This window comes from Dyella sp. (assembly GCF_036384435.1).
Taxonomy (GTDB): Bacteria; Pseudomonadota; Gammaproteobacteria; order Xanthomonadales; family Rhodanobacteraceae; genus GSA-30.
On record NZ_DASVMI010000146.1, the window covers coordinates 63,374 to 76,432 of the forward strand.

At 60.7% G+C, this 13,059-nt stretch carries 13 protein-coding genes; 6 read left to right on the forward strand and 7 right to left on the reverse strand.

The features are described 5' to 3' along the window. Positions 1 to 39 precede the first annotated feature (39 nt). Positions 40 to 525: a hypothetical protein gene (locus VF436_RS14420; protein ID WP_330904723.1), complete on the forward strand. Its 486-nt coding sequence runs from the start codon at positions 40 to 42 to the stop codon at positions 523 to 525. A gap of 113 nt (positions 526 to 638) precedes the next feature. Here VF436_RS14420 and VF436_RS14425 read toward each other — a convergent pair whose 3' ends face one another. Continuing rightward, positions 639 to 1,049: an HIT family protein gene (locus tag VF436_RS14425; protein WP_330904724.1), complete on the reverse strand. Its 411-nt coding sequence runs from the start codon at positions 1,047 to 1,049 to the stop codon at positions 639 to 641. Beyond that, the gene (locus tag VF436_RS14430) at positions 1,046 to 1,711 is read right to left on the reverse strand and encodes a dienelactone hydrolase family protein (RefSeq protein ID WP_330904725.1); all 666 of its coding nucleotides are present in this window, start codon (positions 1,709 to 1,711) and stop codon (positions 1,046 to 1,048) included. The genes VF436_RS14425 and VF436_RS14430 overlap by 4 nt, the downstream gene beginning before the upstream one ends. A 141-nt stretch (positions 1,712 to 1,852) precedes the next feature. Here VF436_RS14430 and rimO point away from each other — a divergent pair, with 141 nt between their 5' ends. From rimO to phnD, 3 genes are read left to right on the forward strand one after another with little or no spacing between them, the layout of a single operon-like run. Then, positions 1,853 to 3,172, forward strand: coding sequence for a 30S ribosomal protein S12 methylthiotransferase RimO (gene rimO, locus VF436_RS14435; RefSeq protein WP_330904726.1), 1,320 nt, complete (start codon positions 1,853 to 1,855; stop codon positions 3,170 to 3,172). 14 nt (positions 3,173 to 3,186) lie between these two features. Next, a complete protein-coding gene (locus VF436_RS14440; protein WP_330904727.1) occupies positions 3,187 to 4,005 on the forward strand; it encodes a DUF3025 domain-containing protein in 819 nt (272 codons plus the stop codon). 60 nt (positions 4,006 to 4,065) lie between these two features. Further along, positions 4,066 to 5,100: a phosphate/phosphite/phosphonate ABC transporter substrate-binding protein gene (gene phnD, locus VF436_RS14445; RefSeq protein WP_330904728.1), complete on the forward strand. Its 1,035-nt coding sequence runs from the start codon at positions 4,066 to 4,068 to the stop codon at positions 5,098 to 5,100. 18 nt (positions 5,101 to 5,118) lie between these two features. Here the strand turns inward: phnD and VF436_RS14450 are convergent, their stop codons facing one another. Then, positions 5,119 to 5,985 carry a YihY/virulence factor BrkB family protein gene (locus VF436_RS14450; protein ID WP_330904729.1) on the reverse strand — a complete coding sequence of 289 codons (867 nt, stop codon included), beginning with the start codon at positions 5,983 to 5,985 and terminating at the stop codon, positions 5,119 to 5,121. Positions 5,986 to 6,185: 200 nt separating this feature from the next. On the opposite strand from VF436_RS14450, the gene VF436_RS14455 reads away from it, so the two are divergent. Next, complete coding sequence (locus VF436_RS14455; RefSeq protein ID WP_330904730.1) at positions 6,186 to 6,728, forward strand: hypothetical protein; 543 nt, start codon at positions 6,186 to 6,188, stop codon at positions 6,726 to 6,728. A 104-nt stretch (positions 6,729 to 6,832) separates the two neighbouring features. Here VF436_RS14455 and VF436_RS14460 read toward each other — a convergent pair whose 3' ends face one another. The 4 genes from VF436_RS14460 to VF436_RS14475 all read right to left on the reverse strand — a co-directional run bounded on the left by VF436_RS14460 (position 6,833) and on the right by VF436_RS14475 (position 11,043). After that, the gene (locus VF436_RS14460) at positions 6,833 to 7,156 is read right to left on the reverse strand and encodes a hypothetical protein (RefSeq protein WP_330904731.1); all 324 of its coding nucleotides are present in this window, start codon (positions 7,154 to 7,156) and stop codon (positions 6,833 to 6,835) included. A 569-nt stretch (positions 7,157 to 7,725) separates the two neighbouring features. Then, complete coding sequence (greB, locus tag VF436_RS14465) at positions 7,726 to 8,229, reverse strand: transcription elongation factor GreB (RefSeq protein ID WP_330904732.1); 504 nt, start codon at positions 8,227 to 8,229, stop codon at positions 7,726 to 7,728. A 50-nt stretch (positions 8,230 to 8,279) separates the two neighbouring features. Continuing rightward, entirely contained in the window at positions 8,280 to 9,539 is a 1,260-nt protein-coding gene (locus tag VF436_RS14470; RefSeq protein WP_330904733.1) for a hypothetical protein, read from the reverse strand. A gap of 4 nt (positions 9,540 to 9,543) precedes the next feature. Continuing rightward, a complete protein-coding gene (locus tag VF436_RS14475) occupies positions 9,544 to 11,043 on the reverse strand; it encodes a helicase HerA-like domain-containing protein (protein ID WP_330904734.1) in 1,500 nt (499 codons plus the stop codon). A gap of 300 nt (positions 11,044 to 11,343) precedes the next feature. On the opposite strand from VF436_RS14475, the gene VF436_RS14480 reads away from it, so the two are divergent. After that, positions 11,344 to 12,837 carry a transglycosylase SLT domain-containing protein gene (locus tag VF436_RS14480; RefSeq protein WP_330904735.1) on the forward strand — a complete coding sequence of 498 codons (1,494 nt, stop codon included), beginning with the start codon at positions 11,344 to 11,346 and terminating at the stop codon, positions 12,835 to 12,837. The last annotated feature ends 222 nt before the right edge of the window (positions 12,838 to 13,059 follow it).

Here is a 13,059-nt window from a genome sequence, read left to right on the forward strand (position 1 = left end):
TCGTTACAACGCTTACCGCATTGAATGCAGGAGATCCGCATGATTCGTTTTTCCACGCTGCTGACCCGGATCGCCGGGGCGATCGTGCTGGCCAGCATGCTGGTCCTGGCTGGTTGCCATCGTGGCGATACCAAGATCGCCACCGACCAGATGAAGGGTCAGTTCGACATGACCATCCAGGCCTACAAGAGCGGCCAGTTCTTGGTCGATGGTGCAGCGCTGTCCGCGCTCGACACGGGTAGCCACTTTGCCTACCTGAAAGACCAGGGCCGTCTGCCCAAGACGGTATTGCTGGTGCGCAGCGACGACTCGAAGATCCGCAAGCAGCATCTGGAATTCATGGCGCGCATGCAGCTCGATTACGGTTTCACCGTCTACTACGACGACGGTGGCACCTTGAAGCGCATGAATGCGGTCGATACGAAGGCCCGCGATCTTGAGGACTACCATGCGCCTGTCAAGCAGAACGATGAAATGAAGGGCAAGGAAGCGAGCAGCCCAAGCAGCCCCGGTCGCGGTTACTGATCGAGCCCTTCCCGTCGGCGTCTACCTGTCCCCAGGTATGGCGCCGACAGATCCAACAAAGCCTTTGCTGAAGTGCCCGGCCTGCCATCCGGCTTGCCTGGCTTTTTTACAGATCAGCCGGTCAGGCAGGCTTTCAGCGACGCGATGCGCTCATCGAGCGCCTTTTCATCATAAGCCTGCGCGGGGCCGCTGCCCCATACCGGGCCTGGCCATGCCGCGTCTCCCTCGCATCGAGCCACCACGTGCACGTGCAACTGGCGAACGATATTGCCCAGCGCACCGATATTGAGCTTGTCGCATGGAGCGACCATGCGTAGCGCGGCACCGGCCCGTTGTACCTCGTGCCAGAGCAGGCCTTGCGCATCCGGCGACAGGTCGTCGATCTCGCTCATGCCATGCCTGCGCGGTACAAGCACGAGCCAGGCGAAGCGCGCATCATTCATCAGCAGCACGTCGCAAAGCGTCCATGAGGCGATGTGGCAAGTGTCGTTGCGCAAGCGCGGATCGAGTTCGAAGGGAGTCATGCGTGCAGGTAGTTGTCGAAAAAGCCCATGGTACGTTCCAGCGCCAGTGCTGCGCTTGACGCATCATAGGCATGGCCGACATCGCGATTGAATGCGTGGTCAGCCGGGTAGGTGAACACGTCCATCTGCGGCAGCATCAGGCGATGCTTTTCCACCACATCGGCGGGAATGCTCCGGTCTTTCTCGCCAAAGTGGAACATCACCGGTGCCTTGGGCGTCTCCCCCAGGAACGGCAGGTTGCGCGCACCGTAGTAACTCACCGAAGGCAGGCCCAGGCGCAAGGCGGCGAGCAAGGCCACTGTGCCGCCCCAGCAGTAGCCGACGGTGCCGATGCGGCCGGCCGAGGCGATCGCTTCGGCGGCGCTGGCGACATCTTCGAGGGGACGTTCCAGGCCCAGTTCGGCCACCCGTTTCCTGCCTTCTTCCGTGCCTGCCGTGTCGTAGCCCAGTTCCAGGCCGGTCTCCAGGTGATCGAAGAAAGCCGGGGCGATGGCGGTATAGCCGAGTTCGGCAAAGTGGTCGGTCACCTTGCGGATATGCGCGGTCACGCCGAAGATTTCCTGGATCACCACGATGCCGCCCCTGGGCTTTTCCGTCGGCTCGGCCAAGTAGGCGCCAATGCATTGCATGCGTGTGGTGTTGAGATGGATGCGCCTGCCCATGTGGTGAGTCTCCTGCGTGGCGAGACGCCAAAGTCTAGTGCCAGGGCGGTGAAACGGCGATGGATAGCGGGCTAGGCCGAATCTGCGTTGCCGAGCAGGTTATAATCGCCGATTGCCCGCCAGCTTCCTCGCCAGCCAGCCATGTCCCAGTCCACGCAGAAAATCGGTTTCGTCAGCCTTGGTTGTCCCAAGGCATTGGTCGATTCCGAACGCATCCTCACCCAGCTCAAGGTCGAGGGTTATGAGATCGTGCCCAGCTACGATGCAGCCGATGCCGTGGTGGTCAATACCTGCGGTTTCATCGATGCAGCCGTGCAGGAATCGCTCGATGCCATCGGCGAGGCGCTGCATGAAAATGGCAAGGTGATCGTTACCGGTTGCCTGGGCAAGCGTTCGGAACTGATCCGCGAGGCCTATCCGGATGTACTGGCGATCACCGGTCCCCAGGACTACAGCAGCGTGATGAGCGCGGTGCACAGTGCCTTGCCGCCCAAGCGCAACAAGCTGCTGGACATCATTCCCGATACCGGCATCAAGCTGACACCCAAGCACTACGCCTACCTGAAGATTTCCGAAGGCTGCAATCACCGTTGCAGTTTCTGCATCATTCCATCGATGCGTGGCGACCTGGTCTCACGTCCGGTCGATGAAGTGCTGATCGAAGCCGAGCGACTGGTCAAGGGCGGCGTGAAGGAGTTGCTGGTGATCTCGCAGGACACCAGCGCCTACGGCGTGGACGTGAAATACGCCGAGCGCACATGGCGCGAGAAGAGCTATCGCACGCGCATGACCGAACTGTGCGAAGGGCTTTCCGAGCTGGGCGTGTGGACGCGCCTGCACTACGTCTATCCGTATCCGCACGTGGACGAAGTGATGCCGTTGATGGCCGATGGCAAGATCCTGCCGTACCTGGATATTCCCTTCCAGCATGCCAGTCCGCGCATCCTCAAGCTGATGAAGCGCCCGGGCAATATCGACAAGACGCTCGAACGTATCCGCAACTGGCGCAAGGCGGTACCGGACCTGACCATCCGCAGCACCTTCATCGTCGGCTTTCCCGGCGAAACCGACCAGGAGTTCGAGGACCTGCTCGATTTCCTGCGTGAAGCGGAGCTCGATCGCGTCGGCGCGTTTGCTTACTCGCCGGTCGATGGTGCCAAGGCCAACGAATTGCCCGATCCGGTCTCGGAGGAGTTGAAGGAAGACCGGCTGGAGCAATTCATGGCGGTGCAGGCGGAAATTTCCGCAGCCAAGTTGCAGCGCAAGATCGGCCGCACGATCAAGGTACTGGTGGACGAGGCCGGCCCGGCCGGTGCCGTGGCACGTTCGGCCGCCGATGCGCCGGAGATCGACGGCGTGGTGCATATCGCCCAGGGGCAGTCCTTGAAGCCGGGTCAGTTTGTCGATGTGGTCGTGGAAAGCGCCGACGACCACGACCTGCACGCGCGCCTGGCCGGTTAAGCGGCAGGTGCGTCGTGCGCTATGTTGCGCCCGCACGGGAAGCGGTCGATGCATCGGTTTTTGCATCGCCGCCCTTGTCCCAGTGGAGCCAATACCTGGCTTGGTTGTGTGATGCCGCATGGCCTGATGTCGATGCATTGAATGCCCGCTGGCCTGTCCAGGCGCGTGAGCGCTTCGTGGCGCAGACGCGCGCCTTGCTCGATGACGGCCTGCATTACGAGGCACGCATCGCCCAGACGGGCCATATCGCCACGCGCGAAAGCAATTGGCACGATCTGTTCAATGCGCTGATCTGGCTTCGCTATCCGCAGGTCAAGCGCGCGCTCAATGCGCAACAGGTCGCGCAAATTGCAATCATGGGCCCGAAGCAGCGTTCACGTCCCCAGTGCGCCTTGACCCACTTCGACGAGGCTGGCGCGATCGTCATCGTGCGCGACCGGTCGCTGATGTCCTTGTGGGATAGCCACGACTGGCACGGACTGTTCTGGCGCGAGCGCCGAGCCTGGGAGGATGGGCGCATCGAAGCGGCGGTTTTCGGGCATGCCCTGCTTGAGCACGCTTTGACCGCAGGCAAGCTGCTTGTCGCCAAGGCGCTGGTATTCCAAGGCGATGCAGGCAGCACGATGGTGCAGGCCGTCCAGGCCTGCGCCCTGGCCATTGGCGAGGGCAGGGTGCTGCGCGATCCGCTCGAATTGCGGCCCTTGCCCTTGTCTGGCATACCGGGCTGGCATCGCGACAATACGCAGGAGCGTTTTCATCATCACGCTGCCTGTTACCAGCCATTGCGCGCCGGTCGCACCTATCCGGTGGCCACGCCGCTTACCGTTGCCTGACCGGCGCAAGCGGGCTATATAAGGTGACGACCGGGGCGGGGGCCGCGGGGACGGATCATCATGGGCAAGGCATCGACGCGGCTGGCGGCAGCGCGAACGTGGTGGCGTGTGTGGCTAGTTTTATGTGGTTGGTTAGTGGCTATGCTGGTCATGGCCTCGGATGAGGTGCCCGCGCGCGGTGACGATGCAATCCATTTTGGCATCCTGCCCATCGGCAGCGCGGCCGAGTCACGCGAGCAATGGAAACCTTTGCTCGATGACTTGTCGAACCGACTCGGTCATCCGGTAGAGACCATTTCGGTCAGTAGCTATGCGGGACTTTCCAACGCGATTGCCGATCAGCGCGTGGACATCGCTTTCCTGTCCGGACGGCTGGCTATCGATGCGGTCGCTCGCCAGCATATGAACGTCGTAGCCCAATTCGTTCGTTCCGACGGTGCGAAGGGAAACGTCGCGATGCTGCTGGTGCGCGTCGATAGCCCCATCCATATGCTCGATGTGATGCTCAATCAGCCCGGTAAGTGGCGCTATGCGCGCGGCGAGGCCTTGTCGGTCACCGGTTATGTGGCGCCGGAAGCACAGATATTCGCACCGCGTGGACTCAATTCCGATACGTTCTTCCGTTCGGTGCATATCGGCAACCATCAGAACAATATGCTCGCCGTAGTCAATGGCGAAGCGGATGTCGCCACCAGCAACAACCCGGACCTCGATCTGTTCCAGCACAATTTTCCTCACGAGTCGGGACAATTGCGCGTGATCTGGCGTTCTACGGAAATTCCCTGCGGTGTGCTGGTGATACGCGACGGCCTTAGAGAGCCCCTGCGTTCACGCCTGGTGGCATTCATGCGCGACTACGGCAAGGGCGGCGATGCGGCTGCGGCAAGCGAGCGAGCCCGGTTGGCACGGATTCCCGATCTGGCGGCTTTCGATGCGGCCGACAATTTGGTGCTTAAGCCCTTCATCGATATGGAATACACGCTGCAACGTCAACAGGCGCGTCATGGCCGCTGGGTCAGTGACAAGGCGCGCGATGAACGCTTGCGGCAGGTGGACGCGCAATATCGCCAGGCGCTTGCAAGGCTACGCCCTTGAAGACCTGTATGTTTGAGGTCAGACGCTTTCGCCGGTGCTGCGCGCGTAGGGGCGAGGACGAATCGGGTTGCCACGCTCTTCAGCTACAGCCTGGGTGACTTCCGCGCCCAGCAGCAGGATCAAGGCCGAGTAATAGACCCACACCAACAGCACGACCACACTGCCGGCAGGTCCGTATGGGCCGCCGACATTCGAGTTTGCCAGGTAGATACCGATACCGAACTTGCCCACAGCGAACAGCACCGCGGTCAGTCCTGCGCCGAGCAGGGCATCGCTCCAGGCGATGACGGCATCGGGCAGCACCTTGAAGATGGCGGCGAACACGAAGGTGAAGATCAACAGCGAGATCGCCGTCTCCACCCCTTGCCACGCCATGGTGCCGCTGTGCACGAAGGCTGCGATCATGGCGCTTGCGCTGAAAGAAATGACCAGTAGAAAAGCCAGCGATAGCAAAAGGCCGATGGCATGCAGCCGCGAGCGTAGCCACCCCATGACGGCCTGTCCCGGATGCGGTCGAAGATTCCAGACGTGATTGATCGCGCCTTGCAACTGGGCAAATACCGCCGAAGCACCAATCAAAGTGACGACCAGGCCCACGATACCGGCCCAACTGCCCACGCCGGGTTTCTGCTTGGCATTGTCAATGACCAACTGCACTGCATCTGCCGCGCGCGGTCCTACCATGCCCGTCATATTATTGATCAGCGAAGCCTGCCATTCGGGCCGCAGCGACGCGAGTATCCATAGCAGAAGCACGAGCAGGGGAGCAAAGGAAAGCGCCGAATAAAACGCCAGGGCAGCAGCGCGGGTCATCAATTCATCGTCACTGAAGCCGGACAGTGTTCGGCGAACCACTTTTCCGACCATCGACCAGGCGCTATGCATGCCGGGTTTCCTCAGGGCTTACGAAAAATATACTTTACAGGCAGCACCTTATTAGTGCGGGGTTACATGGCAACGTGAAATTCGCGCGATTCCCCTTCATGCCTCCATTCCTGGCATGGTTGCGGTTCAAACTTTCGGTGCTACGGTACGCTGCCACCAAGGGCGGACCGTTGCCCGCCCACGCAAGGGAGACCATTACGATGAAGTTTTTCTCACACGGAGCCAAGCCGTTCCGCAGCGGCGTCACCGCACTGTTGCTGGCGCTGGCGGTGCTCGTCTCGCATGGCGCCCTGGCGCAGGGCGCCGCCAATTCGCTACCGGCCGCCGATCAGCAGGCCATCAAGAGCTACAACCTCAATGAGGACGTCTTCAATCGCCTGCTCGCGGCGACCAAGGACGCGCGTGCCCAGGGTATTCACCCGCAGCAGGCCCCCAGTCCAGGATCGGTGCACAACCTCGATGACCTGGCCAACGCCGCGCTCAAGGCGGATCCTCGCATCGGTCCGCTGATCAAGAAGTATGGCTTCACCCCGCGTGACTTCATGCTGGCCAACCTGGCCCTGATGAATGCGGCGATTGCGTCCAATGCCAAGACCGATCCCGAAACGGCCAAGTACGTGGATCAGACCAAGGTCAATCAGGCCAATGTGGCTTTTTATGAGTCGCACCAGGCGCAGTTGAACGCGTTGATGGCCGCACCTGCGGGTGGGGCGGGCGCGCAGCCGGCCCCACAGGGTAAGTAAACACTCTTGTGTATTTGCTAGTTCATTGGCACAAAAAAAAGCGGCCACTTGGGCCGCTTTTTTTGTGGATTATCCGTCCAGCCTCTGGTGCTCTGGATCGACCATCACATGATTACCTCGCCCCACTCGGCGATGATTTCGTTCAGGATTGCGGAATTTTGCATGTAAGAGGAGCCTGAACAGGTTTGCAGAAATTCCTGGCGCGCAATACGCGTTGCCGGGAAATCAATGCCTTCTTCATCGTAAATGATGATGCTGAAAAAGGACTGTCGGCCCGCTTCGCAGCCAGACCCTTCCGATCCCTGGCCCGACATGCCGGCCATGCATAGATAGCTTTCACAAGGATCTCCGCCCCAGGCGTGAGCTTGCTCCGCGGTCATGCAGGCGGCGCCGAGCGCGAGAGTGGTGAAGATGGCACGTAGTTTCATGCAACGTCTCCGATAGTTGTATTTCGTCCCCTGGCGACAGGGAGCTTCAGGGACTGGAAAAAGATATGGCCGATAACGGCCTGCAATAACTGCTCGTGGGTACTGGATCGGCTACGCCACATTCGGCTTACGTCGGGCGACCGCCAATCAGTCTTGCTGTTACCGAAAACAGCGCAGTCTTCGCTCTAGATCCTCCTTGTCCCCATTTCCCTTACGTCAGGAGCATCACTGGAGTCGGCTTCTTGATGAAACCGAGCACTTCGTCATGTGACACCCTGAAGCCGAGGCTATTAAATAGCCTATTCAACAGCCCTGAAAATATTAAGTGCTGCCCCAGGCCCAAGTAAAGTGCAGGGTAGCCGACGCCGGGGGCGAGATGCCTCGCCTTGCTGGAATGCCTGATGCCTGAAAAATACTTTCCAAGTCATTGATTGAATTTTGAAATGCTATGTTCTTGGTGATTTTGCATGTGATGCGTATCACACTCTGCGATCTGAACTGGCCTCGTGGCTTAGAAATCCAGCTGTCGTCCGTAGAAGCAGTGGTCGCAAAATATTACGAATACGTGGCTAGGGCTGGTATTCAATCCCCGCCACCAGAAATCTTGTCCGCCCGCCAGGCAACTCCGCCTCGAATTCGTCGTCGAGCTTCTTTTTCAGCACAGCCCTGGCCATGGGCGAGTCGACGCTGATCCAGCCAAGCTTGGCGTCGGTCTCATCGGGGCCGACGATGCGGTAGCGCAGCAACTGCCCGCTGGCGATGTTTTCCAGTTCGATAGTCGCGCCAAAAAAGACAGTCTGCTGGTCGCCTGGCGAGCCTTCAGCCACCTTCAGGACAGGAATTCGTTTGCTCAGATAACGCACGCGCCGGTCAATTTCGCCAAGCTGCTTTTTGCGATAGGTGTATTCGGCATTCTCCGAGCGATCCCCCTCCGCGGCAGCGGCCGCCAGCGCCTTGACCACTTCCGGCCGTAAGGTGTGCCACAGATGATCGAGTTCGGATTTGAGTTTTTCAAAACCATCACGCGTGATGATCGCGGTTGAACTGGGCGAGGGCGGGCGCCAACGACTCATGAAAATCTCCAGGGCCCCGATCGTGCGGGGATCAAGATGGAAGCGACGGATCAGGAGGCCAGCCTGGGGGCCTGCAATGTCTGCATCAGGGCTTGCATGTCGCCCTGGAGCGGATGGTCGGGCCACTGAGGCTGTACGCGACCAAGCAGGACAATGGCTTCCGTGCGCAAGTCCAGGGGGGCATTGAGCAGGCGCGCGGCCAGCAAGGCATGCTGGGGCACATAGGTATGCCTGGGCCAAGTGGCGATAAAGCTGCGGCACAGTCGCACCGCCAGTCGATTCATGCCCGAGCGGGTGGCCATATCGATGACCATGCGCGCGTTGTCCGGATCATCGGGCAGGAATTGCGGATCCAGTTCGCTGCACTCTTGCAGCACGCTCAGGGCTCGGCGTAATTCGCCATTGGCGACGAGGGCTGCGATCCATATCTGGCCGTGCACGAGCAGTCCGTCGCGCAGGTTCTGCGATGCGAGCAGGCGTCGATACGCCTGATGCAACGAAGCGGGCGAACTGCGATCCTGCATGCGTGCGACCAGTTTTTCGATCGCGCGCCGAGGATCGTGTTTCTCCAGTTCGGCGACTTCTTCCAGCAGCAGCGCGTCGGCATCCTGTTTGTTGGCGCGAGCCAGTTCGTGGGCCTGGGGTGTCAAACCGAATACGTCATGGCGCTGGTGGATCATGCTGCCCATGATGTGGAACACCAGTAGCACCAGGTAATTGGCGATGAAGGCTTCCAGTGGAATGCCGATGAACCGGGGCAGGTGCGTTGCCAGCAACGCGACGCCTATCAGCATGATCCCAAGCACCGCGTGGATGATCACCGGCAACAGATAGGCGACGCCAAACCCGGCCATGACGCGCAGCCAGGTAAATGGATTAAGCGCGTGAAGGAGATTGCCGTCGAACGCGATCGACATGTCGATCGCCGGCATCGCCATCATGACCATGATCACCAGGGGCCAAAATGCGCCGGGAGACAGCACAGCGCATATGAGACATAGCAGGAACACCACGAAATTGACGCCGGTCAACATCCAGCCCTGGCTCTCGCCGGCGGCGATGCTGACGTCGGGCGGATCGGCATAGCCATGAGCGCTGTGCAGCAGGCAATCGGCGGCATAGCGCCAGGTGGCTGTCCACACCACCAGATTGAGCAATGTGCCGACAAACGTGGGGAGCAGCGCGACGTAGTGTGAGAGGGTCAGTGCGACACATGTGGCCAGGGCTGCGCCACGTAACGGATAGCTCCAGGCGCGACCCAGTCGCTGGCCGAGCGAAGCATCGGAGCTGACAACCTCAATGCGTGCCATGGGGTTAGCGTTTGCCGCCAAAGATGCTGCCAAGCACGCCACGTACGATCTGCTGACCGATACGGGTACCCACGGTGCGGCTGGCGGACTTGGCCATCGCCTCGATCATGCCTTGTCTGCGTCCGTTGCCCAGCAGTGCGTCACGCAATACACCGCTCCATCCGCTGTCTTGCTGGATGTTGGCGGGGGCCTTTTTGATTGCCGATTGTGCATCCGATGCCTTTTCGCTGGCGCGCTGCGCGAGTATCTCCGCAGCCGATTCCCTGTTGATCGGTGTGTCGTACTTGCCGCCGACCGGCGAACGCTGGCGAACCGTGGCGCGCTCGGCATCGGTGATGGCGCCAATGCGTGAGGTAGGCGATGTCACCAGGATCTGCTCCACCGGGGAGGGAATGCCGCCGTCTCGCAACGTGGAAGCCAGGGCCTCGCCAACACCCAGTTGGGTGATGGCCTTGCCCACGTCCAGCGAGGCGTTGCTGGCGAAGGTTTCGGCGGCTGCCTTGACTGCCTTCTGGTCACGTGGTGTGAAGGCGCGTAGCGCATGCTGTACGCGGTTGCCCAACTGACCAAGAATGTTGCCAGGAACGTCATCGGGATTCTGCGAGCAGAAATATACGCCCACGCCCTTGGAGCGGATCAGTCGTACGACTTGCTCCACGCGCTGCAGCAGGGCTTGAGGGGCATCATCGAACAGCAGGTGAGCCTCGTCGAAGAAGAACACCATCTTCGGTCGCTCCAGGTCACCGACTTCGGGCAACTGCTCGAACAGTTCGGACAACAGCCAGAGCAGGAACGTCGAATACAGTCGGGGCTTGAGGATCAGCTTGTCGGCGGCCAGGACATTGATCACGCCCCGGCCGCTCATGTCCTGGCGCATGAGATCGGCCAGCTCCAGCGCGGGCTCGCCGAAAAATTGCTCGGCGCCATCCTGTTCAAGCTTGAGCAAAGAGCGCTGGATCGCCGCGATACTTTGCGCACTGATCAGCCCATAGTGCCCGGAGATATCCTTGGTGTTCTCCGCCGCGAAGCCCAGCAGGGCGCGCAGGTCCGGGAGGTCCAGCAGCAACCAGCCCTGGTCATCGGCCACCTTGAAGATGATTTCCAGCACGCCTTCCTGCGTGTCATTTAACTCCATGACGCGAGCCAGCAGGGTAGGGCCCATTTCGCTGATAGTGGCGCGCACGGGATGGCCGAGTTTGCCGTAGATGTCCCAGAACACCACCGGATTGGCCTGGGGTTGCCACTGCGCAAGCCCGAGCTTGTCCAGTCGCGCCTTGAGCTTGTCGCCAGCCGCGGCGGCAGGCATCGCCAGACCAGCCAGGTCACCTTTGGCGTCGGCCAGGAAGCAAGGCACGCCCAGCCGCGAGAACCCTTCGGCAAGCACCATCAGCGACACGGATTTACCGGTGCCCGTGGCCCCCGCGATCATGCCGTGACGATTGCCGTATTGCGCCTGGAGATCGACGCTCGCGTGGTCGTTGCGGCCGATGAAGATGTCGGTCATGGAGGCGTCCTTGTGAAGTTTTTGCCGATTGTAGGCGCGGCGCGGTCGGGTAGCGAGACGTGTCGTGCGCAAGAGGTTGAGAGGCAGGGGTGGTAGCGCAAGTGCGCATGACTGTCTTGTGCCGCAAATCCGTGTATTCGTTGTCGGAGCTTACGGAGCGAGCAACAGGAGCGTGCTCTTTGCGCACTCGCCACCCATATCCCCTCTCCAGGACAAGGCTGGCGATGACGTCACGCTACCCCGTTGAGTCCAGCACGAACGCCGGGTAAGGTGATCACTTTGACCTCAGTGAAGCTTCCGATGTCGGTAGTCGTTTCGTTTCGTTCCCTGCGCATGTTGCCGCTTGCTGCGGCCATTACCCTGTTGGCGGCCTGTGCCAGTGGTGGTCCGGCCAAGCCGGCGCAGGCGCCTGAGCTCAATACGCTCTATGCGCAGCTCGACCAGGCAAGCAAGGGGTATGAAACCGCGTTGCAGCAGGCGCGCGAAGGCAATGCGCAGGCATCGGAGCAGAGTCTCAACACCGCGCTCGACCAGATGAAGAACATTTCCGCGCATTGCGGCACCACGCCCGGGTGCGATCCGCAGCGGGTCTTTTCCGTCTACGACCGCTTGTTGCGCCTGAAGGACGGCAGTTTTTTTGCCGGCGACGATAACGACGTCGTGGGCGATGACGCCCCCGAGGGGAGTGGGGGCGGTAAGACCGGCGCGTCAAGCCTGCCTGAGGCCCAGCGCAGTGTGACGCTGCTGCGTGGCCAGAAACTGTCCGAACTGATTGCCATGAATGGCCCGGTGAAGGCTGCGCTGGAAATGTGGTTGACCCAGTGGCGCCCACAACTGATGGATGCCTACGTCAACTATCAGTTCATGCGCTACCGCATGTGGCCCGAATATCAGAAGGCAGATCTGCCCGAAGCGCTGCTGTTCGGCATCATGGCCAAGGAGTCGGGTGGCAAGGTGCACGCGGTGTCGCGTTCTGGTGCGGCCGGCCCCCTGCAATTCATGTACGCCACTGGCATGCGTTTCGGCCTGGTCAATGATGGAGGCTTCGATACCCGCTTCGATCCCGGTGCATCCGCGCGCGCCAATGCCGAATACATCGATGAGCAGTTGAAGGTTTTCAACAATAACCTCGAAGTGACCCTGGCTGCCTATAACGGCGGGGAGGGGCGGTTGCGGCGCATCGTGGGAGACGACACGTCGGTGAGCTTCTATGACCCGAAGATCTACAATCAGCTTTCGCAGGAAACCCGTGACTATGTGCCCTCGGTGCTGGCCGCCGCGTGGCTTTTCCTGCACCCGGAGAGCTACAACCTGCGCTTTCCCAAGGTCAATGGCGAGCCGGGAAGCATCGTGCTCAAGCGGTCTGCATCCCTGTCTGAACTGACTGTCTGCCTGGGCTCGGCAGGCAATACCGATGGCTGGTTCCGTACCTTGCGTAACCTCAATCCGCGGCTTGATCCGCAGATGTCCCAGCCAGCAGGCGCGCGCCTGGAAGTGCCCAAGCAGCTTGAGCGGGTCTATGCGGCGCGCTGTGCCGAAGGCCCTTGGCCGATCCTGGCCAATGACCTGCATACGGCCGTGGTGCCGGTGGTGAGTCCGACGGCGGCCTCGCCTGCGCCCTCGCGCTCGTCCGTGCCGGCCATGCGAAGCTACACCGTCAAGCGAGGCGACAGCCTTTCGAGCATCGCGCGCAAGTTCGACTGTACGGATGTCGCGGAGATCGAGCGTAGCAATGGCCTTAAGCATCACCACCTGAAGGTGGGGCAGACCCTGAAGCTGCCGGTTTGTCGCTGATTGTCTGATCTACTGCGGGCGCCTATGAATGGTGCCTATGAAAAAGGAGGGCTGTCGCCCTCCCTTTTGTTTGCAACTGCGGGCCTCAAGCCATCGCGGTGGTCATCCATTCCTCGGTGACGTCCGCTCGGCTGTGCGCCTCTTTCAGTTCACGCAATACACGAGCCAGTTGCCGATGCTGGGCTTGCAGGCCGGCATGCTGCGTGTCCTTGGTCTCGTGGT

Bases quoted from the DNA above. Each gene is read 5' to 3' on its own strand.
- VF436_RS14420 (WP_330904723.1), top strand. From the start codon at position 40: ATGATTCGTTTTTCCACGCTGCTGACCCGGATCGCCGGGGCGATCGTG.
- VF436_RS14425 (WP_330904724.1), bottom strand. From the start codon at position 1,049: ATGACTCCCTTCGAACTCGATCCGCGCTTGCGCAACGACACTTGCCAC.
- VF436_RS14430 (WP_330904725.1), bottom strand. From the start codon at position 1,711: ATGGGCAGGCGCATCCATCTCAACACCACACGCATGCAATGCATTGGC.
- rimO (WP_330904726.1), top strand. From the start codon at position 1,853: ATGTCCCAGTCCACGCAGAAAATCGGTTTCGTCAGCCTTGGTTGTCCC.
- phnD (WP_330904728.1), top strand. From the start codon at position 4,066: ATGGGCAAGGCATCGACGCGGCTGGCGGCAGCGCGAACGTGGTGGCGT.
- VF436_RS14450 (WP_330904729.1), bottom strand. From the start codon at position 5,985: ATGCATAGCGCCTGGTCGATGGTCGGAAAAGTGGTTCGCCGAACACTG.
- VF436_RS14455 (WP_330904730.1), top strand. From the start codon at position 6,186: ATGAAGTTTTTCTCACACGGAGCCAAGCCGTTCCGCAGCGGCGTCACC.
- VF436_RS14460 (WP_330904731.1), bottom strand. From the start codon at position 7,156: ATGAAACTACGTGCCATCTTCACCACTCTCGCGCTCGGCGCCGCCTGC.
- greB (WP_330904732.1), bottom strand. From the start codon at position 8,229: ATGAGTCGTTGGCGCCCGCCCTCGCCCAGTTCAACCGCGATCATCACG.
- VF436_RS14470 (WP_330904733.1), bottom strand. From the start codon at position 9,539: ATGGCACGCATTGAGGTTGTCAGCTCCGATGCTTCGCTCGGCCAGCGA.
- VF436_RS14475 (WP_330904734.1), bottom strand. From the start codon at position 11,043: ATGACCGACATCTTCATCGGCCGCAACGACCACGCGAGCGTCGATCTC.
- VF436_RS14480 (WP_330904735.1), top strand. From the start codon at position 11,344: ATGTCGGTAGTCGTTTCGTTTCGTTCCCTGCGCATGTTGCCGCTTGCT.